We start from the raw sequence: 25,286 nt of genomic DNA on the forward strand, positions 1-25,286 counted from the left end.
GAGATTATCGAAATCAAAATACATTTTGATTGACGATACCCAAGCAAAGCTTAAAAAATTGTATCTAGAAGTTTTTTAAATTCCTGCTTTTGTAGGAATAACTGACTTTATTTTTGAAACAATAGTTTCTACAGTAACGCTTCCTGCTGCTTGTTTATACTCTTCAGGATACTTGTTACCGTAAACCGACGTTGGAATTTTTGGGTATTGGTTGCAATCTGCTGTAAGTTGAAAATCTTCAGGTTGATTAAAGGGTACAAAACCTGCAAATGGATGCGTCACGCCCCAAATTGTAATCACTTTTACACCAAACATTGCTGCTAAATGACCATTGCCAGAATCCATGGCAAGCATCAATTCTAAATTTGAAATTAACCCCAATTCCTCTTTAAACGACAATTTTCCTGCAACAGAAACGACATTTTCATATTTAGCTTCAAAGGCATTAAGTACTTCTATTTCTTTATCACCACCTCCTAATAAGATAACCTTATAATCTTTAGACAATTCTGAAATAACTGCCGCCATGTTTTCAAGTGGATACATTTTACTTTCGTAAGCTGCAAAAGGTGCTATACCAACTAGAGTTTTAGTAGAATCAATACCTAAATCTACAACTGCTTTAGGTAACGATTTTGGTTCAGGAAAATCTGGTTGTGATAAATCAACCGGAAAGCTCAATGCTTTAAAGACATTAGCATAGCGTTGGTGTGTGGTTTTCAGTTGTTTCACTACTTCACCAGAAACTAAAGCCTTCTTCTCTGCCCTGCCCTTATCTATCTGAATTACTTTTTTTCCGAAGAAAAATAACTTCAAAATTTTACTTCGTAAAACGTTGTGCAAATCAGCAACCACATCAAAGCCCAACTTTCTAAGTTCTTTTGATAGCTTATAAAGCCCTAAAACACCTTTGTGTTTGCCTTTAAGATCCGCAACATATACCTCAACATTTGGAATATCTTCAAAAAAAGGTTTAAAAAACGCTCTGGTTACAACCGTTACTTTTACTTGCGGATGTTGTGAGGTTAATGCACGCAACACAGGCACTGTCATAGCAACATCACCCATTGCCGAAAATCTTATGGCTAGTATGTGCTTTTGATCTGGCAACTCAATACTTAGTGTAAGATTCCTGCTTTTGCAGGAGGTTATTTTTGTCCTCTTAAAACAGGATTAAGCTCATCGTCGTTGTACATTTTCATTTGTTTGTAAACTTTCATGTACTTATCTCCATTAGCGATGTCATTCAATAAATCGTCAATTGCTGTGCTAAGATCTTTACGTTGTTCTAATAAAATGTCTAGTTTCTTCTGGCAAGCTACTTTATGTGCTTCGCTAGCATCTTCTCTCACAGTTTCTAAATGCATGTGGTAAATTTTTAATGCCAAAATAGAGAGTCTGTCTATAGCCCAAGCTGGGCTTTCAGAATTTATTTTAGCATCTGCTTTTACAGTAACATCCTTGTATTTGTCCAAGAAGTAGCTATCAATGTACTCAACCGTATCGGTTCTGTCTTGGTTAGAAGCATCAATCATTCGTTTTAGTTTTAATGCTGCAACAGGATCGATATTTGGGTCTCTAATAATATCCTCGTAAGCCCATTGTACAGTATCTATCCAGCATTTCCTATATAATAAATGAGCAATTAAATCTTCATTTTTATCATACTTGTTTGTAAAAGGTTGGTCTACGGTATTTAAAACTTTGTAGGTTTTAATGACGTCTTGAAATATACTGTTGGCTTTATCTGAAAACATGTCGAATTATTTAGATTGAATATGCAAATATACTTTGAATTATTAACTTAGCCATTCGAGTAAAACACTTCATTATGCAAATTCATAACCTTTCAGAAACACCTTCCATTTTAAATACCTTTATGTCTGAAATAAGAGATGTTAACATTCAGAAAGACCGTATGCGTTTTAGACGAAATATTGAGCGTATTGGTGAGATTTTAGGATATGAATTAAGCAAATCTCTTCATTTTGAATCTCACAAAACAGATACACCTCTAGGCATTAACAATACGACCTTATATAAAAATGATATTGTACTGTGTTCTATTCTTAGAGCAGGTGTGCCATTGCACAATGGTCTTCTTAATTATTTTGATGCAGCTGAAAATGCATTTATTTCAGCTTATAGACACCACAAGCATAATCCTGAAAGTTTTGAAATTATTGTTGAATATTTAGCGTGTCCAAGTCTAGAGGGCAAAACCTTAATTCTTGCAGACCCTATGTTGGCAACAGGACAATCCATGGTAGCGACTTACGAAGCGCTTAAACCTTTTGGAACGCCAAAAGATGTTCATCTGGTTAGTGTTATTGGTGCACAACAAGGTGTGGATTTTGTTTCTAAACATTTTGAAACTAGTGCGCACTTATGGATTGCTGATGTCGATGATATGCTAAATGAAAAAGGTTATATTGTACCAGGCCTGGGTGATGCTGGAGACTTAGCCTTTGGAAACAAACTACAGCAATAGGCTAATAATTGGTGCTAATATTAGCAATGAAATAAAAACTTCTTTAAACCATTTTTCTGAAACCACCTCGATGTAATTTGCCATAATTACAGAAAATGGGGCAAATAAAAAGAGGAACTCACTTCCGTTTTTTATAGGGGCAATGATCGCTATTAATACCGCAATAATAGATGACCAAGCAATTAGAAAAAATGATGGTTTTAATTTTTTGTTTTTGTCTTGAATATTTCTGAAGAAGTAAATTAGTGTCCAAACAAACGATGTAAATAGAACAGTAAACTTTAAAATAAAATCCCCTCTGTTATAAACCGTGTAATCTATGCTAGCAAATCGACTAAAGTTGGTTGATTTTATAAAGGTGTCGTGTACAATAATATTATAGGCTACAAGAAGTAAAATTACAGTGGCAACTCCAACAAATGGAATAATGACGTTCTTTAGATTATTTTTTGAGTGGTAAATTAACGCTACAATTACAACAGCAAAAAACAAAATTGCCCAAAAGTGAAACAAGGTTGCCATCATAATCCAAAAGCCTGCATCAAAAAGCTTTTTCTTTAAATGTAAATTGGTTTGCAAACTGATTAATCGCCTTAAGGCAAAAAGCACAAACAAATTAGCAAACAATAAATCAGAATATTTTAAAGCCTCTGGAAATAATCCAAATAACAATCCGAAAGTCAGTATGGCATAACCGTTCTTTTTTGTAAGGTAATTTTTAGAAATAATAAAGTCCAAGAGGAGAATAAAGAAAATAGAAATAGCTAATTTTCCCAATGCCTTTAAAGTAGAATTGAGATCAGTGAAGAGTTGATCAAAATTTGAAATTATAAAAAGTATAATAACAAAAACAGCAACCATGATAAAGTTTATAGGCTTAGATTTACTAAAAATGCTTGTAATCATTTACTGTTTTTGTATTTTTGCTATCCAATAATGCTTTTCATCTATTTTGCAATGCTAAATTGGATGTGAGTATAAATATAATTCAAATCTCGCTAGGCGAGTAAATTTATAAAGTTATGAAGGATTTCTTTTACGGAATACAAGATTTATTTGTTGATGTATTATTCGCGCCATTAGACTATTTAAGAGAGCTGGAACTTTCTTCTTGGTTTGCGGCAAACATAATGTCTTGGATATTTATGGCTATTGGTTTTGTTGCATTTACCTACTGGATGCTCCAATTGAAAAAATTTAATGATAATAACGAAGAGGATAAAAGCATCTCTTCGCATTCTTATCTATAAGTCAAAACCAATATCTTTACGATAATACATCTTATGAAAATGTAGTTTTTCTATGTTTTGGTAAGATTTTTTTATGGCTTCTTGGTAATTTTTACCATAAGATGTTACAGCCATAACACGACCACCAGACGTTACCACTTTGCCATCAACATCTATTGCGCCAGCATGAAATACAATAGATTCTTCGATTTTTTCTATTCCAGTGATTTCTTTTCCTTTTTCGTAAGCTTCAGGATAACCACCCGATACTAGCATTATTGTTGTAGCAGCGCGTTCATCAATATCTATAGCTACATCTGACAATGTGCCGTTTGCCATAGCCTTAAAAATTTCAACCAAATCTGTTTTTAGCCTTGGTAAAACAACTTCGGTTTCAGGATCTCCCATACGTACGTTATACTCAATAACTTTTGGGTCTTCACCTACTTTAATAAGTCCAATAAAAATGAACCCAACATATGGTAAATTGTCTTTTTTTAAACCTTCAACCGTAGGTTTAACAATTTGATTTTCAATTTTACTTAAAAACTCATCTGTTGCAAATGGCACTGGCGAAACTGCACCCATGCCTCCTGTATTTAAACCAGTATCACCTTCTCCAATTCTTTTATAATCTTTAGCTGTTGGAAGAATTTTGTAACCCTTACCATCGGTTAAAACAAAACAACTCAGCTCAATACCCTCTAAAAACTCTTCAATAACTACTTTGGCACTTGCATTACCGAATTTGGCATCAATGAGCATATTTTTTAGTTCTTTTTTTGCTTCGTCAATATCATTTAAAATTAAAACCCCTTTTCCTGCAGCCAATCCGTCTGCTTTTAAAACGTAAGGCGGTTTCAAAGTTTCTAGAAATTTGTAGCCCTCCTCTACATTATCCTTGGTAAAACTTTTATATGCTGCCGTAGGTATATTGTGGCGCATCATAAACTCTTTGGCAAATTCTTTACTTCCTTCCAATTCAGCCGCTGCTTTTTGAGGGCCAATGACCGCAACATTTTTTAACGCTTGTTCTTCCAAGAAAAAATCATGGATACCATGAACCAAAGGGTCTTCTGGGCCAACAACTACCAAATCTATATTGTTATTAATTACAGCCTCTTTAATAGCCTTAAAATCGGTTACAGAGATATCTAGGTTTATTGCAATGGCTTTAGTACCTGAATTGCCTGGTGCAACAAACAGATTTTTACAATGTTGACTTTGAGCAATTTTCCATGCAAATGTATGTTCTCTTCCTCCAGATCCTAAGACTAAAATATTCATGATTGTGGTTTGTTTGGGCAAAAATAATTGGTTTTGACCTTAAAAAACAATTAATTTACGGAAACCTTAACCCTAAAATACAGATTGCGAATTTTCGATTTTTCATTAAAGTTAAATGGCTTTGAAATAGACAAAGCAAAGGAAGTTTTAGCCAAAATTCAATCACAATCAGAAAAGGATTTTGTTGGCTATATTGAAAATCAGAAAAAGGAAATTGTTTCTTACCACTTAGAGCACAATGCTTTCTATAAAAACTTAGGAAAATCAATAGATATAAATAATTGGGATTCTATTCCTGTTATGACCAAACGCCATTTGCAACAACCCTTAGAAAAGCGTCTAAGTAATGGCTCCACAACAGATACCGTTTATATAAACAAAACTTCTGGCAGCTCTGGAGACCCTTTTATTTTTGCTAAAGACAAGTGGTGCCATGCGCTTACTTGGGCAGAAATAATGAATCGTTTCGGTTGGTTTGATATAGATTTTAATTCTTCAAAACAAGCACGATTTTATGGTATTCCTCTTGACAAAAAAAGCTATTATAAAGAACGGTTAAAAGATTGTTTTAGTAATCGTTATCGGTTTTCAGTTTTTGATTTAAGTGATAATGCTTTTGAAAAAGTGTTATCAAAATTCAAATCAACTAACTTTGATTATATCAATGGCTACACAAGTCCTATTGTACAATTTGCCAAATTTTTAAAACGAAAAAATGTTGTTTTAAAAACATTGTGCCCAACATTAAAAGTTTGTATCGTCACTTCTGAAATGTTGTTTGATGACGATAAAATGCTCTTAGAAACACAATTTGGAGTGCCAATTGTTAACGAATATGGCGCATCTGAATTAGACCTTATCGCTTTTCAAAATCCTAAAGATGAGTGGCAAGTAAACAGTGAAACGCTCTATGTTGAAATTTTAGATGAAAATGATAATATATTGCCTTATGGTGAAGAAGGTCGAATTGTTATTACTTCATTGTATAACAAAGCACATCCTTTTATACGTTATGACATTGGAGATATTGGGATTTTAGATGAAAAAAGCACCTTAAAGAAACCTATTCTAAAAAAATTAATTGGTCGCACTAACGATATTGCTAACTTACCAAGTGGTAAAACTGCTGCAGGCCTAACCTTTTACTACATTACTAAAAGTGTAATTGAAAATGATGGTAATGTGTCTGAATTTATTATTGAACAACTAAGTTTAGATGTTTTTAAAATAAAATATGTGAGCAAAAATGCGCTTTCGCCTGATGAAAAAGAAACCATTGGTAAAGCAATGATTCAATATTTAGAACCTAACATTTCAATTGTTTTTGAGCGTGTTGCAAAACTTGATCGTTCTAAATCTGGAAAACTAAAACAGTTCACTTCTTATATATAATAGTTTTATGCAAAAATTAATGATAATTACGAGTTATTTTCCACCAGAAATTGGCGCAGCTTCTAACCGTATTTTTCATTTGGCTGAAGGCTTACAATCTGATTACGATGTTACTGTGGTAACTCCTTTGCCTAATTATCCTACAGGTAAAATTTTTGAGGAATATAAAGGAAAATTTAAAGTAAAATCTTGCGAGAACAATGTCAATATAGTTAGACTTTGGTTATACGCAAGTAAATCTAAAAACAAGTTTGTGCGTTTGTTTGCCATGCTATCATACAGTATGAGTTTGGTTTGGTTTTTTGTTTGGAACAAGATTCCAGATAAAGTCATAGTTCAATCGCCTCCTCTTTTGGTAGCGTTTACCTGTATGTTTTTTTTAAGGTCTAAAAAACGAAAACTCATCCTAAATGTTAGTGACCTTTGGCCTAGTGCTGGTTTTGAACTTGGCGCTTTAAAGCAAGGTTTTAGTTATAAATTATTGCAAAAACTAGAACGTTTTAATTATAAATCTGCTGATTTAATCTTAGGTCAGAGTAACGAGATTTTAACTCATGTTAGTAAGATTACCTCAAAACCGCAGTTGTTTCTATATAGAAACTATCCAAACATTAAACGCACAGAAATTACTAAGGTTTCAATGAATAATGAACCCTTAAAAATTGTTTATGCTGGTCTTTTGGGTGTTGCCCAAGGTATTTTAAAACTCTGTAAAGAACTAAATTATAATAATATAGAGTTTCATATATATGGTTCTGGAGCAGAAGAAGAAGAGATAAAATTATTTATTAAAAACAATAAAAACTTACCCGTATTCTTTTATGGAAGGGTTGATAGGGCTAATCTTCATAGTGAATTAAAAAAATACGATATTGTAATCATTCCTCTTCTTAATAGAATTTATGGATCTGTGCCTTCAAAAATATTTGAATATGCCAAACTAGGTATGCCAATGCTATATTTTGGTGGTGGTGAAGGTGAAAACATAATAAATGATTATGAATTGGGCTGGGTTGCTAAAGCTGGTGATTATAATAATCTAAATTCCGTCTTAAAAAAAATTGATAAAGCCGAATTAACCCTTGAATTACAGCAAAAAGTAAAAGATGTGGCGTATGAGAATTTTGATTTAAGCAAACAGTTAATATTGCTAAAAGAAAAGCTTTAATAAGCTTTGTCTTCACCTTTTACTGCATTTATAAAAGTCTGCGCAATTATTTTTAAATCTAGAAGTATGGACCAGTTTTCGATGTAAAAGATATCGTATTTTACTCTTCCAATAATGTCCTTATCTGATTCTACCTCACCTCTAAAGCCGCTTACTTGAGCTAAACCAGTAATTCCTGGTTTCACAAAATGCCTTACCATAAATTTATCTATCTTTTTTGCATAAATATTGGTATGACTTACCATATGTGGCCTTGGTCCAACAACAGACATATCGCCAAATAACACGTTAAAAAATTGAGGCAATTCATCAATACTTGTCTTTCTTATAAACTTACCAACTTTTGTAACACGCTGATCTCCTCTTGTTGCCTGGTGCACATTTGCTGTTTTGTTGGGCATCATGGATCTAAATTTATAGCAATCAAACTCCTTGTAATTAAATCCATTTCTAGATTGCTTAAAAAATACAGGGCCTTTAGATTCGAGTTTAATAAGAATAGCTACTATTGGCGTTAACCAAGACAAAATAAACACAATTACGAAGCTTGAAAATAAAATATCAAAGGTGCGCTTAATAATCATATTAGCAGAATCTTCGAGCGGAATGTTTCTAAGGGTTAAAATAGGTATGTAATCATAATATTCGTATCTCAATTTTTTGGAATAAATTTCCTTGCTGTCCGGAACAAACTTTAATATTTTAAGGTTATTGTCAGCAAAATCAACGATGTCAGCAATTTGAGTATTTGTGAGCTCTGAAATAGAACAGTAAATTTCGTCAATTTTTTCGTTCAATATGTAATCAAAACATTCATTCAAAGACTGATCCTTGCTTTTAAAACTAAATGTTTTTTTATGAAGATAACCATACTCTGGGTTCTTGTTGAAGAAATTCTCTAAAGCTAGGGTCTTTTTGTTGAAGCCAACAATAACAGTAGATCTATAATTACCCCCAAAAGAAACCCTATACTTTTGAAGTAGATAGTAAACAGTAAACTTTAAGATGGTAATTAATAAAAAACACAATAAGATATATTTCAAAATTGGTTTGGGGTATATATTGAGCTCATGGTATAGCCCAGAAAATGCAAACACAATAAGCGAAAACAAAATTAATTGTCTTACAACTAAAGATAAAATATTTACTGGTCTGGTATATCTGTAAACCTCATAAAATTTAGAATATATAGATAAAAGTACCCACCCTAATGATATGTATATTGAGAATATAAAAGCGCTTTCTTTTGGTATTAAATACAATATTCCCAGACCATTAAGTACACTTAAATCAATTAAGTAAGATATGGGTCTTAAATAGCCCGAATATCTCCCATGTTTAAATAAACTCAATTCTATTTTAGTTTTAAATAAGTTTGCACAAAAATATACGCCTTTTTTAAATATAAATTAAAAAAAGGCGGTTGATTGTAAATTTAAATGTAATTTCTTTAAACCTTGAGTTTGTTTAAAATAAATAAGCGTGACCTTTAAAGTGTATTTTTTTCGAAATTAACTTTTAGATCTCTTTTAGTTTCTTCAACATTTTAGATAGTATTTTTTCTTTTGAAAAATTTTCTACCACAAAGTCCCTACTATTTAATTGATTTAAAAAATCGTTAGTAGAACTTGGGCAAAGAGTATCTAATGCCTCAATAACCCTTGGAGAGTACTTAGTGAAATAATAACCAGAAGTTGTATTGTCAAAGATTGCCTTTACTTCAGATTTTTCGTTTCCAATTATGATAGAGGGTTTATTACTTGCCATCATGCCCAAAACCTTGGATGGCATTACCGTATCTAATACCTCTGGTTTTTGAAACAAGATATGTACATCAGCGCTGCACAATAAATCTGAAAGTTCTTCCAAGGGCACAGGAGGATAATACTTTACAAAATCAAAATGAGCTGTTTTTTCTAAGACCCAATCTTTTCTTGATCCATCTCCTACTATGATAATTTCAAACGTTCTAGAATCTATATCCTTACAAAACTCGATAAATATTTCCCAGTCTTGTTTGTCTCCTATATTACCAGAATACAAAATTTTTACTTTATCTGTATTTAAATAAGGATGTGTTTGGGATTTTTCAGGATTGATTTTTTTTTCGTCAATCCAATTGGGGAGAAAGAATTGATCTGAGTTGGTTTTCTCCGATAATTTCTTCATCATGTTTTGACTTATGGTACTACTAATATCTGACTTTGAAAACAACCATTTCTCTATCTTAAACAATAAAATGAAAAACATATTTTTCTTTTTTCCAACACCCGTTTCAAGAGCTGCATCAAACTCAAAATCCTGTACATGTACCCATAATTTAGATTTAAATCTTTTCTTTTGAATGTAACCAAGCAATATTGATGTCGTAAATGGCACTACAGAGATTACTAAATCACTCTCTTTTATTTTATACAAATTAATTAATGATCCTAATGTAAAATCCAGAAGATGTATAATTCTTTTAAAGAATGTTGGCTTTTTAGGGACATACTGTTTATATCTCAACACCTTAATGTTGTCTTCAAACTCTTTAACGAAGGTTTTTTTTTCTTTATAAGTCTCCGATATCTCCCACTTAGGGTAATACGGAAATGCTGTTATCACAGTAACATTATATCCTGCGTCTTTTAAGAATTCTACCCATTGCGTAGAATAAAGCCCTATGGCTGTATCCTCTGGCGCATAATTAAGACTTATAAACGTTATATCCCTTATATCCAATGTCCTAAACTCTATCTTTTATGGGTTTTGCTGGGCTACCAACACATACTTTATTTGAAGGGAGATTAGAAAAAACACTACTTCGTGCACCAACCACGGTGAAATCACCAATGGAAATAGATGGAGCGACATAAACATCTGTGGCCAACCAACACTTGTCTCCTATTGTTATTTTTTGAGAATAAATATTGAAATTTTCAGAATTATAGTCGTGCGAACCTGTACAAATATAACTCCTTTGAGATATAACTGTATTGCTACCTATTTGTATTTCCCCTAGAGAATATAGAACGACTTCGTCACCAATCCAACTGTAATCACCAATAGAAACTTTCCAAGGATATGTTATTTGTACTGATGGTCTTATAATGACCTTTTTGCCGATCTTAGCGCCAAAACACCTTAATAAAAAACGTCTCCAACCATATAAAAATTGAGGGGACATTTTAAATACTGTAGCCTGGACCAACCACCACAATTGTACTACTAATTTAGATTTGCCTCTGAAGTCTCCAGGTGTTGCGTACTCATATAAGTTTTGAAAATTTCCGTGCTTCATGCCGCAAATATACTCTCTATATTTTCTATAAAAGTTTTTACCCTGTATTTTTGTTTTGCCTCATTATAATTTTGCTCTCTAATCTTTTGAAGATTTGTGTTGGATTTTAAGCTTTCTAATACAACGACAATGCTTTCAGGGTTTTGTTTTTCAATGTAGAATCCATTTATTTTATCAATAAAAATATCAGGGATGCCAGAATGTGCCGTTGTTAAAATTATATTTCCTGTAGCCATAGCTTCTAGAATAGATATTGGCTGTCCTTCCATACTGTAATAGGTTGGTAAGACGAAAATATTTGACCAAAGCAGCAAATCTCTCTTTTCTTTGCCCTTGACAACTCCGCAATATTTTGTGTTCTTTAATTTTTTAAAATAGGCTTCACATTTTGATTTATTAGAACTTTCTATTGAACCTGCAATCTTCGCTTCATAAGAAATGTTCCTTTTCTCTAACAAAACAAGAGATTCCAAAAAATCAAGAATCCCTTTTTCTTCCATTAAATTACTTAAATAAACTATCTTAAGAGTATCTTGTTTTGATTTCTCATCAATATGCTTTTTCTCTGGGAATAAAAAATCCTCAACAAAATTATAGCATACAAAAATTTGATGTTCATCGATAAACGAACTCATATTTGTTTTTAAAGATTCGGAAAGTACAATCCCTTTTGAGGTTTTTTTCAATAACCAGTAAAAAATCTTTTTTTTTAATCCCGTTAACAACTCATATTGTTTACCTAAAAAGTTACCATGAACGTGTATTATTAACTCTTTCCCCAACAGTTTTGAAAGCAGAATGAAGAGCATGTATTTTAAGACACCGAAAAAAGTTTGTCCAGGTGTAATGTAAACAATGTCTGAGTTAAATATTTTATAGGAATATATATTTAGTTTTAAATAAAAAAAAAGCTTATAAAAAGAGAATGCGCCTATTTTTTCATCAAATCTATTTAATGAAGTGTTAATTGAGGCCACATCGAAATTGTTGTTTTTAATCAAATTTTCCAAAACAACTTTATTTGCCAAAGATACACCTGTTATGGGTTGAGGAATTGGCCCAACGATTAAGACTTTTTGTTTTTTCATTTATTCAAACCAATGGTTTTGTTGATTTTAGTAAAAGATAAGGAATTAATAAAAAGCGAAAACAAAATTACACCCTCTTGCCTTTCTAATATATTCTCAATAAGCATTAAAAAAGCAAAAAGTGTCAAAGTGCCAATAAATATAAAATCCCTACTCTTTATTGAAATGATAAAGCTATAAAGTATAAGTGCTAATAAGCTAAGAAACCCAATTATACCAGAAGATAGCCAGACACTTAGATATTGATTGTGGGTGTTGTAGAAATTTCCGTTAAAAACCCTTTTATTTTCTTTATAACAATCCAACAATACTTGTTTTTCACTTCCCAGTCCATGACCCAAAAATGGCCTATCCATAATAGAATCAAAACTACAATTATAAATGTTGTATCTTAAACTAATAGAACTTCTGGAATTCATACCAGTAGCTAGATCTTTAAACTCATTAAATCTTTTTGAAATATCAGGAACCAAATATAGAACTGAAAAAAATGTAGCTGTCAATATTGCAATCATCATCCACTTTGTCCCCAGTTTTAATTTACTATGATAAAAGAGATAAAAAAGAAACAAAATACTCATAAGAATTATGGTACTCTTTCTTGACAATAAAATCAACTCAAGAATTAACAATGCATTTAAGATGGCTATCACCTTCTTATTCAACATTTTTTTAGTGTAAAGCCTGATAGAAATAATTAAAGCTAAACACAAATAAATGGAGGCATATATTGGATGGATACTATACTTACCAAGTTTTGTGTTTATTCTTTCATTGTAATCTCTCAAAAAAAACTGATTTATATTACCATTAAAATAGAAGTAGGCCATGTAACCAATAAATAAGACTACTGTTGCCAAATAAAAAAACTTGAAAGCTCTGTTTGTTAATTCCTCGGAATAAAGATTACTGTTACTTATTATTCTGAATGAAAGTGGAAATAGAATTAAAGGTAGCATCCTAAAAATAAAGTCAGCTCCCCTCTCAAAATCCTTTGTATATAATAAGCTAATTAACAATATACAAAAAACACCACTATTGATAAAGAATAACTTATTGAGTTGTTTGTTCTTCAAACTAAATGCTTCTCTGTGTTTTAAAACATAGAAAATACTTGAAACACAGAAAGCCACAACTATAGTAGGCTTTAAATTGTTTGGGTAAATCGGATAAAAAAAGAGCGCTAAAAAAAAGAAAGTAACCATGCTTTCGCTCAAATCTTTTTTCTTTATTAAATCTTTCATTTGCGCTTTTTAATAAATAGTCTTCTAAAAAAATCCGGAATCAAATACATGGCAATAAATGGACCTATAAAGTAGGTATAGGCATTGGTTAAATCTCCTCTTAAAATAAATATCAGATGAATAGCAAAATAAAATGCTATTGCTTCTTTTAAACAATTACTAGATCGTAACCACTTTAAAAAAAACACAACAAAATACGATAACAGTAGGGCAAAGAAAATTACACCCAAAAAGCCAAAATTTATATACCCCTCCGAAACCATGGAGTTTGACAAATTGTTATATGTAAAACCAAAGTCATCGATCAAGTGATTGCCAATGAGTTCACCAGTAGATAGCGGTTTAGATGCCCACAAACTCCTTGGAATAAAGAACAACAAAGCACCTATAAGCTGAAAACCAAAAGACATGCCCTCCTTACCAACATAATCCACAGTGGCCATTATGTTGGCATAAGAATCGTAGTGTAATGAACTATATGCTGTACTGATACCGCCGAAACGAATATAAGATTCTACAATAAGATATGGATTGTCTATAATTTCTGAAAAACTAGCATCAATATGTGTAAATGTAGACATTAAAGGAAAAAGTATCACCAAAGAAAAAAACATGAATAGAAAAAACTTTGCGTTAGTGTTAATTAGCTTTGGGTAAAAAATGAATATCAAAGTAATGTAAATAGGTCCTAAGGCGTTTCTTTTTTCTGTTAATGGGTTTTTTAAGAAAAAAAGAATAAATAATAGTATGAATAGCGAAAAAAGAGCGACTACAGTGTTTGTATTAATTTTTCTCTTCTTTTTTAAATAAAAATACGTGTAGACCAATCCTCCTAGCGGAATAAAAAACAGAACCTTCTTTTTAATTATAAGACTTGATACAGACTCTTGCGTTTTAATATAAATGGATTGGGTAATATCATTTAAAACATAATTGAAATTAAAGCCTACAACCAATAGGCTTATCACCAATAAAATGATAATTACTAACGGTGCAGAATATTCAACTTGTATGGGTCTATAAAGTTTGTTTTGGTTATTTGACCCAACGATACCCCTATTAAAATAAAGGTATCCGATAAAAAAACAGACACAAAAAATGAAAATTAAAACATTAGCATAAATAATGTCCCAAAACTTATATGGGTAGTTTGTAGGATAAGGAGAGTCTATTGAATTGTATGCCGATAATTGAATAACTGGTGCTACAATGCAAAAGAGATAAAAAAAAACTATAAAAGAGGTTAAAAATGGAGAATATGTTTTCTCAAAATTTAAATGAAAGTAAGCCACAGCGGTTATGAGACAAAAGTTTATAAAAAACGAAAGCCAAACCATTACCTCTGCCCTGAAGAACACAAAAACTAATGCACTAGTGCATAAGTATATAAATGTTAATACTGTGTTTAACTTCATAATTGTTCAATACAATGCGGGTAAGAAAGTGATAAAAGTCGAGGCATTATTTTAAAATTCTAGAATTTTAAATGATGATGGTTCTAAATAAACACTATTATTTTCACCTGTTTTAACTTCCCATATTTCTGGTTTTAAAGAACTATTTGTGGGTCCAAATATGACCCTAATGCTATCTTCAAAAAGATCGGCTGTAATAGTGCACAAATACCAGCCATCTGTTTTATGCTCTATCTCTGCCTTAACATTATCTGCTAGTCCTTTACCTAGATGTTTTACATCAATAACCTTTCCTGAATCTAAATCAAAAACAGCATCAACCCTATTCGGATATTTAGACTGAACCCTCATGCCAAATGCCGATTGTTTTTCAGCACCTTTCACAAGTACACTGATTTTATAAGTACTACCGTTATAAATTTGAACGTTTTCAAATGAGGTAAAAGCAGGCTTGGATGCATCTGTTCGGGACAATATTATTGCGTTATAATCATCCTGTTCTGATTCTACAATTGTCATGTTGTTTTTAGTCCACCTTGAGACTAGAGGTATGCTTGCTTCGCTTATGGGTTCTATTTCACTAATAACCTCTTTTTTCTCTTCTTTGACTTCTTTAGTTTTTGTTTCCTTATCGTTTTTACAAGAAATTATCGTTGCCAGGAAAAGGCACATTAGGTATTTTCTCATACAATGTAATATTTTCAGGGTAAAACTTAATTAATTTACTAATCGAATTTTGAATATTCTTTGGTATAAACCTTATATCGTATAAATGTAACTATTTTTTAATGTAACTAATTACTTAACAATCGGAGAATCTTTTTACTAAATATAAAAACGCCTATTTTGTCTTTTTTGTATATGTAAATTACACCAATAAAATTCCATAAAATTAGACTTAACCCGGTTGCAGACGCAGCGCCTTCTATACCGTATTTAGGAATCAACAACAAATTCAGAACAATGTTTAGTGCCAATGCCAATAGAAGCATTTTTAAATATGCATTTTCTTTACCGGTCATATTTAGATAATATCCTACTGAACCACAAAATGCATTTAAAACTTGAGCAACAACCATTATTTTTAAAGCCAATGTTGCTTGTGTATAATTAGGCCCAAAGAGATTTAAAATGTCCCCAGAAAAAATATAAATTAAAAAAACCAATGGTACTGTAAGATAAAAGTTTAACATCGTAGACTCTTCTATTAGTTTTTTTAATTCTTCCTGTCGTCTTGAAAAAAATAGTTTTGATAAATCTGGTGCTATAACGCTATTTATGGTTGTTAAAATTAATCCTATTCCTGTTGTAATTTTTATTGCAGACGAATAAAATGCAACATATTCGAAGCTTAAATACCTTTCTATGATAAAAACATCAAAGCTCTGCATTATTAAAAGAGATATTAAACTAAAAGACATAGGAAAAGAAATTCTGATAATTTTTTTGTAGCTCAACTCATCTAAATTTATCTGTTTAGTTAACTCTAACTTTGATAAATGAAAGATAATTATGGTTGTTGTAATAATAGAGAGCACCCAAAATAAAATGACATAACACTTTATTAACAAATCAAAACTCTGAAAATACCATAAAAGAAAAACTAGCAAGAATAACCCACCATATCGAAAAACGTTAGAGGAAAACTCAGACATAAATAGCAAATTAATTCCTCTAAGAACCTGAAAGTTTAAAATTGACAATGAATAGGGAAATAGTGCCAAAAAAATATAATTATAAATATTCTTAATGCTGTCTTTGAAATAAGTGAAATCAAGAACATAGGCAATTAAAATGTAAACTGCTACTAAGGCCAAGTAAACCATGGCCAGAATAACAACATTTTTTCTATACAATGTTTTTAAAAAAGAGAACTTGTTTTCTGCTTGTAACTTGCCTGAAAACTGTAAGAATGAATTGTTCATTCCCAACAAACATAGTGCACCTACAACAATTAATATTGAATTTAGAAAACTAAATTTGCCATAAATTTCTTCCGCTGCATTATTTGTTAACATAAAAATAGCTAGGAACTGTAAAACAACTCCAAACATTTTTATAAATAATACAAAAAAACTCTTCTTAAGTAACAAATTATTTAATTTTTTATTTCCAAATTGATAAATCTATACCCAAAAGCTTTTCTAATTTTGATATATCATCTTCAAACTCTGACTTAAGTAGATGAATTTGTGATTCATCTTTGCCTATTGGTTCTAAGTTTTTATTGAGCAACCATTGTTTTAAATTTTGTCTCTTAGTTTCAGGAAAAATAGACTTAACTATTGTTTTTAAAAAACTATCCTTCAAGAGAATCTTATTTATCCATTTTTTCTTTGGCTTACCAGAGATATTCTGCTTTTCAAATTTTATGTTTTTTAAAATAGATGTATCTTGGTTTAAAAAGTTAAGAACATCTTTTATTCCTTCTTTTTTGTTCTGAATAAACTTCTCAAAAATTATCACCTTAACATTAGAGAAGTTTTCTTTATAGGCCTTAACAGAATCATAATATTTTGATGCTTCTTTATAAGCCCAAATAAATTCATACCCTTCATTCATACGGTCAGTTTCATTATTTAGGCCTTCTTTAAATGATAAGGTTTCCCTTCCATCTCTTATTAAATGACTATATGCAGAAAAAGCCCTAAGAGATGGGCTTCTTAGCATTATTATGATTTTTGGGTCCCCTAAAAGATTCTTAATTATGGGTATAGCCCATTTATAATAAAACAAATTGTCAACACTCCCTTCTCCTATTATTTGATTTGGCTTTGCCTTTGCAAACAGCCTAAGGTACTCCTCATAACTTTTTACTGCTTTTTTCTTGGTAAAATCGTCTCCAGGTCCCAAATAGTATTCTTTTAAAAATTCGTAAGTGAAAAATTTTGGTTCTTTGGGGTTAGATATAAAGATGTCCCTGTGTTGACCTAAAGAATGACATAGAGATGTAGTACCGCTCTTTGCTGCACCTACAATTAAAAAATCTGGTTTATTAATCAAAACGTTTTATTCTAGATTAGAGATGAAACAAAAGTTGAAAATATTCTCCCGCCGTTGTTAAACAACCATCCCAGCAGCAACAGTTTCATTTGTGGCATCATCTACCAAGATGATACTTCCTGTTGTTCTGTTTTCTCTGTAAGAATCTATCATAAGAGGTTTGGTAGTTCTTATCTTTACCTTAGAAATATCATTCATCTCTAACTCCTTGTTATCAGTGTTACGGTCTAAAGTATTAATATCTATTTTATAAACTACCTCTCTAATCATCGCCTTTTGATCATTAGATGTATGCTTTATAGTGTATTTTGCCCTTGGTTTAGCTGGGCTGTTATTTAACCAACATAGCATTACTTCAATATCTTGAGAGGCTTCAGGTTTATTATTTGAGCGAACTATCATATCGCCTCTACTAATATCTATATCATCTTCTAATGTAATAGAAACGGACATTGGCGCAAAGGCTTCATTAACTGCACCATTATAAGTGTCTATTGATTTGATTTTACTTGTAAAGCCCGATGGCATAACGGTAATTTCATCGCCAGGCCTAAAAACACCACTAGCTATCCTTCCTGCGTAACCTCTGTAGTCTCTATTAGCATCATCACTTTGAGGTCTTAGCACAGTTTGCACAGGAAAACGTGCATCTACCTTATTAATATCGCTACTTATATGCATTGTTTCTAAGGTGTGCAGTAAAGGTGCTCCTTGGTACCATTGCATATTGGTTGAACGGTTTACAACATTATCGCCCAGTAAAGCTGAAATAGGAATAAATCTAATATCCTTAACTAATAACTTGGATGAAAACTCTTCAAATTGATTAATAACCTTTTCGTATGCTTCTTCGCTAAAATCAACTAAATCCATTTTGTTGATACATACAATAATGTGTGGGATTTGCAATAAAGATGCTATAAAAGCGTGTCGTCTTGTTTGCTCGATAACTCCGTGACGCGCATCTACTAAAATTATAGCCGCATTGGCCGTAGAAGCACCTGTAACCATGTTGCGCGTGTATTGAATGTGTCCTGGTGTATCTGCAATAATAAATTTACGCTTTGGTGTTGTAAAATATCTATAAGCCACATCTATAGTGATGCCTTGCTCTCTCTCATCTCTTAATCCATCAGTAAACAATGCTAAATCTACACCGTCGTGCCCCTTTTTCTTACTGGTATGTTCTATGGCTTCTAACTGGTCCTCAAAGATAGATTTAGAGTCATAAAGTAGCCTTCCTATTAAGGTGCTTTTTCCATCATCTACGCTTCCTGCTGTTGTAAATCTTAAAAGTTGGTTGTTGTCTAACATTTCTTGTGTTTTCCTTAAAAATAACCCTGTCTTTTTCTGTCTTCCATTGCTGACTCAGAGCGCTTGTCATCACTTCTATTGCCTCGTTCTGTTTGCCGCATGCCAGAAACCTCATCAGCAATTTTTTCTATAGTATCAGCATCAGATTCTATACCACCTGTAATGGTAATATCTCCAAGGGTTCTAAACCTAATTTTCTTAGTTACTACTTCTTCATGCTCTTCAAGCACTAGGAATTCTGAGTTAGGTATCCAAGAATTTTGACGCCAAACCACTTCGCGCTCGTGAGCAAAATAAAGGGATGGAATGGTAATGTTTTCTCGTTTTATATAGTTCCAAACATCCATTTCGGTCCAATTACTAATGGGGAAAGCTCTAAAATGCTCTCCTTCGAAGTGCCTTCCGTTAAAGATATTCCACAATTCTGGTCGTTGATTTTTGGGATCCCATTGTCCAAAATCATCTCTATGGGAGAAAAAGCGTTCTTTTGCCCTTGCTTTTTCTTCATCTCGTCTTCCACCACCAATTGCACAATCTATTTTATTGGCTTCAATAGCATCTAAAAGCGTTGTGATTTGAAGCGCATTTCGGGTGGCATTTTTTCCTCTTTCCTCGGCTACCCGACCTTCGTCAATAGATTCCTGGACTGAGCCTACAATTAATTTAACCCCTAGCTCTTTGATAATATTGTCTCTAAATGCTATGGTTTCAGGAAAATTATGACCTGTATCTACATGCATAAGAGGAAATGGAATTTTACATGGATGGAAAGCTTTTTTGGCTAAGTGCGTTACAACTATAGAGTCCTTGCCACCTGAGAATAGTATTACTGGGTTATCAAATTGAGCCCAAACTTCTCTTAGAACAAAAATAGCCTCGCTTTCTAACTCATCTAGATAATTTAAATAATATTTACTCATTATAGAGCTTTAATTTTGGTGTTATAAAATCAATAATCCTTTGAGCTGCCGCTTCTACGGATTCGTATTCTGTTTTTATTTCAATATCTGGGTTTTCTGGAACTTCGTAAGGTGCAGAAATTCCAGTCATGTTTTTAATTTCCCCCAATCTAGCCTTTTTGTATAGACCCTTTACGTCTCTACGTTCACATTCTTCAACGCTAGTATTAATGTAAACTTCGACAAAGTTAACATCTTTAACAATAGTTCTAATATTCTCGCGGTCTTTTTTATAAGGAGATACAAACGCTGCAAGTGTCACTAAACCTGCATTCACCATTAAATTAGCGACCTCAGCTATTCGGCGAATGTTTTCTGTCCTGTCTTCTGGAGAAAAAGTTAAATCATTATTTATACCCTTTCTAATATTATCGCCATCTAGGGTGTAGGTTTTGATGCCTTTTTGATGAAGCTTTTGCTCTACAACATTTGCGATTGTTGATTTGCCTGAGCCTGATAGTCCAGTAAACCATAGCAGAAAAGAATTGTGTCCGTTACTTTGTCTTCTATCTTTTATAGAAATCTGATAATCATGAGCTATAATATTTTTTCCCATATTAATCATTGTTTCTCTTTGTTAAACCAAAATTTATCCTGTACCAAGCGCGCTCGTGCAAATAGTATAGTAACATTTTTGTTATAACTTCGGCAAAGCCTATCTGTAATGCCGCTAGTGGATTTCCTGATATAATCCATGCCAAAGTCATTGTGTCTAGCGTTCCTATAAATCTCCATGTGAAGGTTTTTGCTATATGTCGCTTTCTACTTTCGAGAAGAACTCCGTCTCTTGTTAAATTAATCTTATACCAAACTCTCTCATGAAGATAATACAGCACACTCTTAGTTGTAACTTCGGCTATTCCAATCTTTACGCCAGCTAAAGGATCTCCAGTAATTATCCATGAAAGAACTATGGTGTCTAAAGTCCCTATAATTCTCCAAGTAACGGTTTTTGCTATATGTCGTTTGTAGGAAACGTCTGCCATGCTATTTGCTTACAAGGAAATAACTGTTCAATAAATTTTCTTTATTGTAGGTTAATGGTGCATTGGTTGCTTTTGAAATCACTTTTATACCCACGGCATTACATATGGCATGACCCGCTGCGGTATCCCATTCCATCGTTGGTGCATAACGCGGATAAACATCTGCATTACCTTCAGCGACTAGACAAAATTTTAATGAGCTTCCTTTGGACACAATTTCAACATCCTTTCCTTCATTTTTTAAAGCGTCGATAAAATCTAAAGTGTCTTCGTTCATATGTGATCTACTGCCTACCACTTCTACCTTATTTGAAGTGTTATTTTTTGGCCGTAACGGTTTTGATAAATTTAAAACTTCATTTATGGTAGAATCGTGCGAACTTAAAATGGCTTTGAATGCCTTTTTTTCTTCTGCATTTCCATAGTATAAGGTTTTGATTGCCGGCACATAAATTACGCCCAGTTTTGGTAAACCATTCTCAACAAGTGCAATATTTACGGTAAACTCACCATTTCGTTTTATAAACTCTTTAGTGCCATCCACAGGATCTACAAGCCAGCATTTATTCCATGTTTTTCTCAGCTCATAATCCGTTTGTTTATTTTCTTCTGAAATAATTGGAATTGAAGCTGTTTTTAAATATGAATTAATAACGGTATTAGCCCGTTTATCAGCTTCAGTTAATGGAGACTTGTCATCTTTATACTCGACTTCGATAACCGAATCATAAATATCCATAATGGCCTTTCCCGCTTCTAAGGAGGCGCTAATGGCTAGCTCTATGTGTTTGTTCAACATACCAATCATATATTTTTCTAATGCCTTCTTGTAATTCTATTTTGTGTTTCCAGCCCAAACTATGAAGCTTGGTAACATCAGTGAGTTTTTGCATTGTGCCGTCTGGTTTGTTTTTATTGAACACTAGGTTTCCTGTAAATCCTATTTCATCTTTAATGATTTCGGCTAATTCTTTTATAGAAACTTCCTTTCCTGTGCCAATATTGATATGGGTGTTTCTAATTTCAGCTTGTCCTTTTATAAAAGTATCACTAAAGTTTCTGTTTTCCATAATGAATATACAGGCATCTGCCATGTCTTCTGACCATAAAAACTCTCTTTTAGGCATTCCGCTGCCCCAAATTTCTACGGATTTACCAGTAACACCGAACTCGTTTAAATACTTCTCTGCTTCTTCAAAAGTTGCCTTTTCAAGATTAAGTCTAACAGCTTCTTCTTGTCCTTCAGCCAATAATTTAGCTAAATGAATTTTTCTGATTAATGCCGGAAGTACGTGCGACTTTTCTAAATCAAAATTATCATTAGGACCATAAAGGTTAGTTGGCATTACAGAAATAAAATTGGTGCCATATTGTAAATTGTAACTTTCACACATTTTAATGCCTGCGATTTTTGCTATGGCATAGGGTTCGTTGGTGTATTCAAGGGTGTCTGTGAGCAGATAATCTTCTCTCATAGGTTGGGGACAGTTTTTTGGATAGATACATGTACTTCCTAAGAAAAGTAGTTTTTTAACGTTATTAACGTAACTCTGATGAATAACGTTATTTTGAATCATTAAATTATGATGGATAAAGTCGGCTCTGTATACGTTGTTAGCTACAATACCTCCTACCTTGGCAGCTGCCAAAAACACATATTCTGGTTGTTCAGACTTAAAAAAAAGTTCAGTATCTATCTGATTTGTTAGATCTAGCTCTTTGTGGGTTCGAGTAACAATGTTGTTGTAGCCCTTTTGTTTTAAGTTTTCTAAAATTGCACTACCCACGAGACCTCTATGACCTGCAACGTATATTTTTGAATCCATTTTCATATTGGTTACTCAAAGTAATTATTGATTCGGTAACCACCGTCCTTTAAATACTGCTCTTTTTTCATTAACTTTAAGTCGCTAGTCATCATATCTTCAACTAATGCTGGTAAATCATACTTAGGAACCCACCCTAATTTTTCCTTGGCCTTTGTGGCGTCACCAATTAACAAATCTACTTCCGTTGGTCTGTAATAGCGTTCATCTACCGCGACCACCTCTTGGCCAACCTCTAATTGATAATCTTTATTTGTACAAGACTTTATATAACCTTTTTCATCAGAGCCTTTTCCAACGAACTCTAATTCAATTCCAACGTGTTTAAAGCACATTCTGATAAAGTCTCTGACTGTTGTGGTTTTTCCTGTTGCAATTACCCAATCTTCAGGTTGATCTGCCTGTAGAATAAGCCACATCATTCTTATATAGTCTTTTGCATGTCCCCAATCTCTTTGAGCATCTAAATTGCCTAGATACATTTTGTCTTGCATACCTAAAGCAATTCTAGCTGTTGCTCGGGTTATCTTTCTTGTTACAAAAGTCTCCCCTCGTATTGGCGACTCGTGATTAAATAATATACCGTTACAAGCAAATATTCCGTAAGCCTCTCTGTAGTTAACCGTAATCCAATAGGCATACATCTTAGCCACCGCATAAGGGCTTCTGGGGTAAAAAGGTGTTGTTTCTGTTTGGGGAACTTCTTGCACCTTTCCATATAACTCCGATGTAGAGGCTTGATAAATCCTAGTTGTTTTTTCTAAACCTAACATCCTCACAGCCTCCAAAATCCTTAGAGTACCTATACCATCTGCGTTAGCAGTATATTCAGGGGTTTCAAATGAGACGTGAACGTGACTCATTGCTGCCAAATTGTATATTTCATCTGGCTTAACAGCCTGAATTATCCGAATAAGATTGGTGCTGTCTGTCAAATCGCCGTAGTGCAAAAAGAAGTTCTGATTGTCTACATGCGGATCCTGGTACAAATGGTCTATCCTATCCGTATTAAACAATGAAGATCTTCGTTTTATGCCATGGACGATATACCCCTTTTTTAACAGGAATTCACTTAAATATGCTCCGTCTTGACCTGTTACTCCTGTTATTAATGCTGTTTTTTTCATTCTTTTATGTCTTAGCTTGCGCTTTTAAAGTGCAAAGGTAAAATATTATTAAACTTAAAGTTGTTATAATACGATTAAGGGAACTTTTTTAACTCTTCTAAAACTTCTTTTAGGCTATTTTGCCATTTTGGTAACTGACCATATATTTTTTCTGTTTTTGAAATATCTAAAACGCTATATTCGGGTCTTTGGGCTCGTGTTTTAAAATTGTCTGTTGCTGAAATATAGGATACTTTTTTAGGGTCATAGTTTTCTGCTATTTCAATTGCGAAATCATACCATGTTGTACTTCCCCTTGCTGAAAAATGATATATACCATAAGAAATATTGTCCTTGATCATTAAAAAAATTATAAACCTTGATAATTCTATACAACTAGTTGGTGTTCCTATCTCTTTAGTGGTGATCTTTAAATTTGCATCGTTTTGAATATGCTTTATAATGGTTTTTACAAAGTTTTTACCAAAGGGTGAGTACAACCAAGACGTTCTGATAATATAATGCTCTTTTAAAACTTCTTTTAGATACTTTTCTCCTAAAAGTTTGGATTTGCCATATTGGTTAATAGGGTTAGTTAAGTCCGTTGTTTTATATGGTTTATCATTTGTGCCGTCAAAAACATAATCTGTTGAAATGTGTATGAGCTTTGTGCTATTTTCTTTACAAACTTCTGCTATATTTCTAACACCGTTTGCATTAATTAAAATTGCCTTTTCAATCTCATCTTCTGCTTTTTCAACATTTGTATAAGCAGCACAGTTTATGCAATATTCAAAATTTGTTTTATGAAAAACCTTTCTTAGGCTTTCCTTGTTCGTTATATCTGTCTCGGATTTGCTACAAAATAAAAAATCAACATCTATATTTTTTGATAGCAAAAACAATGTTTTACCCAACTGACCGTCTGCACCAAGAACTATGGCCTTTTTCATAAATCGGCATTTTTAAAGGTGGGTAAGATTTGATCTTTTTCAGAAATTATTAGATCCATGTTTGGTAAATTCCAATCTATGTTTAAGTCTTTATCATTATATATTATGCCTGCTTCACTTTCCTTGTTGTAATAGTTGTCGCATTTATAACAAAACGTAGTGTCATCTTCTAAAACCAAGAAGCCATGTGCAAATCCCCTTGGAACATACAGCTGGGTTTTGTTTTCTCCTGATAAAATAACTGAAACGTGTTCTCCAAAGGTTTTAGAATCGGTTCTTAAATCAACCGCAACGTCTAAAACACTTCCCGAAATGACTCTAACTAATTTTGCTTGAGCAAAATTTCCTCTTTGATAATGCAAGCCTCTTAATACTCCTTTTGAAGACTTTGATTCATTGTCTTGTACAAAATCAATACTAATTCCTGTGGATTCCTTAAACTTTTTTTTATTAAAGCTTTCAACAAAGTAACCTCTTTTGTCCATAAAAACTCGAGGCTCTATGATTAAACATCCTTTTAAATTCGTTTCCTTTACCAGCAT

26 protein-coding genes are annotated in these 25,286 nt (G+C 32.6%); 4 read left to right on the top strand and 22 right to left on the bottom strand.

Going from position 1 to position 25,286, the window contains the following annotated elements; translation table 11 throughout:
* Positions 1 to 75 precede the first annotated feature (75 nt).
* Positions 76 to 1,110, bottom strand: a complete 1,035-nt coding sequence (locus ACPX19_RS04900; RefSeq protein WP_426431845.1) for a glycosyltransferase family 9 protein — start codon at positions 1,108 to 1,110, stop codon at positions 76 to 78.
* Positions 1,111 to 1,148: 38 nt separating this feature from the next.
* The gene (locus tag ACPX19_RS04905; protein WP_426431847.1) at positions 1,149 to 1,757 is read right to left on the bottom strand and encodes a DUF4254 domain-containing protein; all 609 of its coding nucleotides are present in this window, start codon (positions 1,755 to 1,757) and stop codon (positions 1,149 to 1,151) included.
* A gap of 74 nt (positions 1,758 to 1,831) precedes the next feature.
* Here ACPX19_RS04905 and upp point away from each other — a divergent pair, with 74 nt between their 5' ends.
* Positions 1,832 to 2,491, top strand: a complete 660-nt coding sequence (upp, locus tag ACPX19_RS04910; RefSeq protein WP_426431848.1) for a uracil phosphoribosyltransferase — start codon at positions 1,832 to 1,834, stop codon at positions 2,489 to 2,491.
* Here the strand turns inward: upp and ACPX19_RS04915 are convergent.
* Positions 2,480 to 3,397 carry a DUF6427 family protein gene (locus tag ACPX19_RS04915; RefSeq protein ID WP_426431849.1) on the bottom strand — a complete coding sequence of 306 codons (918 nt, stop codon included), beginning with the start codon at positions 3,395 to 3,397 and terminating at the stop codon, positions 2,480 to 2,482. The two genes, upp and ACPX19_RS04915, sit on opposite strands and share 12 nt — an antisense overlap.
* A gap of 116 nt (positions 3,398 to 3,513) precedes the next feature.
* Between ACPX19_RS04915 and ACPX19_RS04920 the strand changes: the two genes are divergently transcribed.
* Complete coding sequence (locus ACPX19_RS04920; protein WP_426431851.1) at positions 3,514 to 3,741, top strand: DUF6341 family protein; 228 nt, start codon at positions 3,514 to 3,516, stop codon at positions 3,739 to 3,741.
* On the opposite strand, the gene purD is transcribed toward ACPX19_RS04920, so the two are convergent.
* Positions 3,736 to 5,007, bottom strand: coding sequence for a phosphoribosylamine--glycine ligase (gene purD, locus ACPX19_RS04925; RefSeq protein WP_426431852.1), 1,272 nt, complete (start codon positions 5,005 to 5,007; stop codon positions 3,736 to 3,738). The genes ACPX19_RS04920 and purD overlap by 6 nt on opposite strands.
* 84 nt (positions 5,008 to 5,091) lie before the next feature.
* Here purD and ACPX19_RS04930 point away from each other — a divergent pair, with 84 nt between their 5' ends.
* Together ACPX19_RS04930 and ACPX19_RS04935 are read left to right on the top strand one after the other, a co-directional pair.
* A complete protein-coding gene (locus ACPX19_RS04930; RefSeq protein ID WP_426431853.1) occupies positions 5,092 to 6,399 on the top strand; it encodes a phenylacetate--CoA ligase family protein in 1,308 nt (435 codons plus the stop codon).
* A 7-nt stretch (positions 6,400 to 6,406) separates the two neighbouring features.
* Positions 6,407 to 7,567 (top strand): glycosyltransferase family 4 protein, encoded by a 1,161-nt coding sequence (locus ACPX19_RS04935; protein WP_426431854.1) that lies wholly within the window; start codon positions 6,407 to 6,409, stop codon positions 7,565 to 7,567.
* Here the strand turns inward: ACPX19_RS04935 and ACPX19_RS04940 are convergent.
* The 18 genes from ACPX19_RS04940 to rfbC all read right to left on the bottom strand — a co-directional run bounded on the left by ACPX19_RS04940 (position 7,564) and on the right by rfbC (position 25,286).
* A complete protein-coding gene (locus ACPX19_RS04940) occupies positions 7,564 to 8,919 on the bottom strand; it encodes an undecaprenyl-phosphate glucose phosphotransferase (RefSeq protein WP_426431856.1) in 1,356 nt (451 codons plus the stop codon). The two genes, ACPX19_RS04935 and ACPX19_RS04940, sit on opposite strands and share 4 nt — an antisense overlap.
* Positions 8,920 to 9,085: 166 nt before the next feature.
* Positions 9,086 to 10,291, bottom strand: coding sequence for a WcaI family glycosyltransferase (locus ACPX19_RS04945; protein WP_426431857.1), 1,206 nt, complete (start codon positions 10,289 to 10,291; stop codon positions 9,086 to 9,088).
* Positions 10,292 to 10,295: 4 nt separating this feature from the next.
* The gene (locus ACPX19_RS04950) at positions 10,296 to 10,850 is read right to left on the bottom strand and encodes a putative colanic acid biosynthesis acetyltransferase (protein ID WP_426431858.1); all 555 of its coding nucleotides are present in this window, start codon (positions 10,848 to 10,850) and stop codon (positions 10,296 to 10,298) included.
* Positions 10,847 to 11,938 carry a glycosyltransferase family 4 protein gene (locus tag ACPX19_RS04955; RefSeq protein ID WP_426431859.1) on the bottom strand — a complete coding sequence of 364 codons (1,092 nt, stop codon included), beginning with the start codon at positions 11,936 to 11,938 and terminating at the stop codon, positions 10,847 to 10,849. The genes ACPX19_RS04950 and ACPX19_RS04955 overlap by 4 nt, the downstream gene beginning before the upstream one ends.
* Positions 11,935 to 13,182, bottom strand: coding sequence for an O-antigen ligase family protein (locus tag ACPX19_RS04960; protein WP_426431860.1), 1,248 nt, complete (start codon positions 13,180 to 13,182; stop codon positions 11,935 to 11,937). The genes ACPX19_RS04955 and ACPX19_RS04960 overlap by 4 nt, the downstream gene beginning before the upstream one ends.
* Positions 13,179 to 13,763 (bottom strand): O-antigen polysaccharide polymerase Wzy, encoded by a 585-nt coding sequence (wzy, locus tag ACPX19_RS04965; protein WP_426431861.1) that lies wholly within the window; start codon positions 13,761 to 13,763, stop codon positions 13,179 to 13,181. The genes ACPX19_RS04960 and wzy overlap by 4 nt, the downstream gene beginning before the upstream one ends.
* 885 nt (positions 13,764 to 14,648) lie before the next feature.
* Positions 14,649 to 15,284 (bottom strand): phage head spike fiber domain-containing protein, encoded by a 636-nt coding sequence (locus ACPX19_RS04970; RefSeq protein WP_426431862.1) that lies wholly within the window; start codon positions 15,282 to 15,284, stop codon positions 14,649 to 14,651.
* A gap of 107 nt (positions 15,285 to 15,391) precedes the next feature.
* Positions 15,392 to 16,690, bottom strand: coding sequence for a polysaccharide biosynthesis C-terminal domain-containing protein (locus tag ACPX19_RS04975; RefSeq protein ID WP_426431863.1), 1,299 nt, complete (start codon positions 16,688 to 16,690; stop codon positions 15,392 to 15,394).
* A gap of 13 nt (positions 16,691 to 16,703) precedes the next feature.
* Entirely contained in the window at positions 16,704 to 17,600 is an 897-nt protein-coding gene (locus ACPX19_RS04980) for a sulfotransferase family protein (RefSeq protein WP_426431864.1), read from the bottom strand.
* Between the two features lie 57 nt (positions 17,601 to 17,657).
* Complete coding sequence (cysN, locus tag ACPX19_RS04985) at positions 17,658 to 18,914, bottom strand: sulfate adenylyltransferase subunit CysN (protein ID WP_426431865.1); 1,257 nt, start codon at positions 18,912 to 18,914, stop codon at positions 17,658 to 17,660.
* Positions 18,915 to 18,928: 14 nt separating this feature from the next.
* Positions 18,929 to 19,834, bottom strand: a complete 906-nt coding sequence (gene cysD / locus ACPX19_RS04990) for a sulfate adenylyltransferase subunit CysD (protein WP_426431867.1) — start codon at positions 19,832 to 19,834, stop codon at positions 18,929 to 18,931.
* Positions 19,827 to 20,429, bottom strand: coding sequence for an adenylyl-sulfate kinase (cysC, locus tag ACPX19_RS04995; RefSeq protein ID WP_426431868.1), 603 nt, complete (start codon positions 20,427 to 20,429; stop codon positions 19,827 to 19,829). Before cysC ends, cysD begins: the two co-directional genes overlap by 8 nt.
* A gap of 1 nt (position 20,430) precedes the next feature.
* On the bottom strand, positions 20,431 to 20,859 hold the full coding sequence (locus ACPX19_RS05000; RefSeq protein WP_426431869.1) for a DUF2061 domain-containing protein: 429 nt from the start codon (positions 20,857 to 20,859) through the stop codon (positions 20,431 to 20,433).
* A 1-nt stretch (position 20,860) separates the two neighbouring features.
* Positions 20,861 to 21,658 carry a 3'(2'),5'-bisphosphate nucleotidase CysQ gene (cysQ, locus tag ACPX19_RS05005; RefSeq protein WP_426431870.1) on the bottom strand — a complete coding sequence of 266 codons (798 nt, stop codon included), beginning with the start codon at positions 21,656 to 21,658 and terminating at the stop codon, positions 20,861 to 20,863.
* Positions 21,627 to 22,691 (bottom strand): GDP-L-fucose synthase family protein, encoded by a 1,065-nt coding sequence (locus tag ACPX19_RS05010; RefSeq protein WP_426431871.1) that lies wholly within the window; start codon positions 22,689 to 22,691, stop codon positions 21,627 to 21,629. Before ACPX19_RS05010 ends, cysQ begins: the two co-directional genes overlap by 32 nt.
* 5 nt (positions 22,692 to 22,696) lie before the next feature.
* Positions 22,697 to 23,812 (bottom strand): GDP-mannose 4,6-dehydratase, encoded by a 1,116-nt coding sequence (gene gmd / locus ACPX19_RS05015; RefSeq protein WP_426431872.1) that lies wholly within the window; start codon positions 23,810 to 23,812, stop codon positions 22,697 to 22,699.
* Positions 23,813 to 23,886: 74 nt separating this feature from the next.
* Positions 23,887 to 24,744 (bottom strand): dTDP-4-dehydrorhamnose reductase, encoded by an 858-nt coding sequence (rfbD, locus tag ACPX19_RS05020; protein WP_426431873.1) that lies wholly within the window; start codon positions 24,742 to 24,744, stop codon positions 23,887 to 23,889.
* A complete protein-coding gene (gene rfbC, locus ACPX19_RS05025; protein WP_426431874.1) occupies positions 24,741 to 25,286 on the bottom strand; it encodes a dTDP-4-dehydrorhamnose 3,5-epimerase in 546 nt (181 codons plus the stop codon). Before rfbC ends, rfbD begins: the two co-directional genes overlap by 4 nt.

Origin of the sequence: Winogradskyella sp. HB-48, assembly GCF_049942685.1 — a bacterium.
Lineage (GTDB): Bacteria > Bacteroidota > Bacteroidia > Flavobacteriales > Flavobacteriaceae > Winogradskyella.

Bases quoted from the DNA above. Each gene is read 5' to 3' on its own strand.
- ACPX19_RS04905 (WP_426431847.1), bottom strand. From the start codon at position 1,757: ATGTTTTCAGATAAAGCCAACAGTATATTTCAAGACGTCATTAAAACC.
- upp (WP_426431848.1), top strand. From the start codon at position 1,832: ATGCAAATTCATAACCTTTCAGAAACACCTTCCATTTTAAATACCTTT.
- ACPX19_RS04915 (WP_426431849.1), bottom strand. From the start codon at position 3,397: ATGATTACAAGCATTTTTAGTAAATCTAAGCCTATAAACTTTATCATG.
- ACPX19_RS04920 (WP_426431851.1), top strand. From the start codon at position 3,514: ATGAAGGATTTCTTTTACGGAATACAAGATTTATTTGTTGATGTATTA.
- purD (WP_426431852.1), bottom strand. From the start codon at position 5,007: ATGAATATTTTAGTCTTAGGATCTGGAGGAAGAGAACATACATTTGCA.
- ACPX19_RS04935 (WP_426431854.1), top strand. From the start codon at position 6,407: ATGCAAAAATTAATGATAATTACGAGTTATTTTCCACCAGAAATTGGC.
- ACPX19_RS04950 (WP_426431858.1), bottom strand. From the start codon at position 10,850: ATGAAGCACGGAAATTTTCAAAACTTATATGAGTACGCAACACCTGGA.
- ACPX19_RS04955 (WP_426431859.1), bottom strand. From the start codon at position 11,938: ATGAAAAAACAAAAAGTCTTAATCGTTGGGCCAATTCCTCAACCCATA.
- ACPX19_RS04960 (WP_426431860.1), bottom strand. From the start codon at position 13,182: ATGAAAGATTTAATAAAGAAAAAAGATTTGAGCGAAAGCATGGTTACT.
- wzy (WP_426431861.1), bottom strand. From the start codon at position 13,763: ATGTCTACATTTACACATATTGATGCTAGTTTTTCAGAAATTATAGAC.
- ACPX19_RS04970 (WP_426431862.1), bottom strand. From the start codon at position 15,284: ATGAGAAAATACCTAATGTGCCTTTTCCTGGCAACGATAATTTCTTGT.
- cysN (WP_426431865.1), bottom strand. From the start codon at position 18,914: ATGTTAGACAACAACCAACTTTTAAGATTTACAACAGCAGGAAGCGTA.
- cysD (WP_426431867.1), bottom strand. From the start codon at position 19,834: ATGAGTAAATATTATTTAAATTATCTAGATGAGTTAGAAAGCGAGGCT.
- cysC (WP_426431868.1), bottom strand. From the start codon at position 20,429: ATGGGAAAAAATATTATAGCTCATGATTATCAGATTTCTATAAAAGAT.
- ACPX19_RS05000 (WP_426431869.1), bottom strand. From the start codon at position 20,859: ATGGCAGACGTTTCCTACAAACGACATATAGCAAAAACCGTTACTTGG.
- cysQ (WP_426431870.1), bottom strand. From the start codon at position 21,658: ATGTTGAACAAACACATAGAGCTAGCCATTAGCGCCTCCTTAGAAGCG.
- ACPX19_RS05010 (WP_426431871.1), bottom strand. From the start codon at position 22,691: ATGAAAATGGATTCAAAAATATACGTTGCAGGTCATAGAGGTCTCGTG.
- gmd (WP_426431872.1), bottom strand. From the start codon at position 23,812: ATGAAAAAAACAGCATTAATAACAGGAGTAACAGGTCAAGACGGAGCA.
- rfbD (WP_426431873.1), bottom strand. From the start codon at position 24,744: ATGAAAAAGGCCATAGTTCTTGGTGCAGACGGTCAGTTGGGTAAAACA.
- rfbC (WP_426431874.1), bottom strand. From the start codon at position 25,286: ATGCTGGTAAAGGAAACGAATTTAAAAGGATGTTTAATCATAGAGCCT.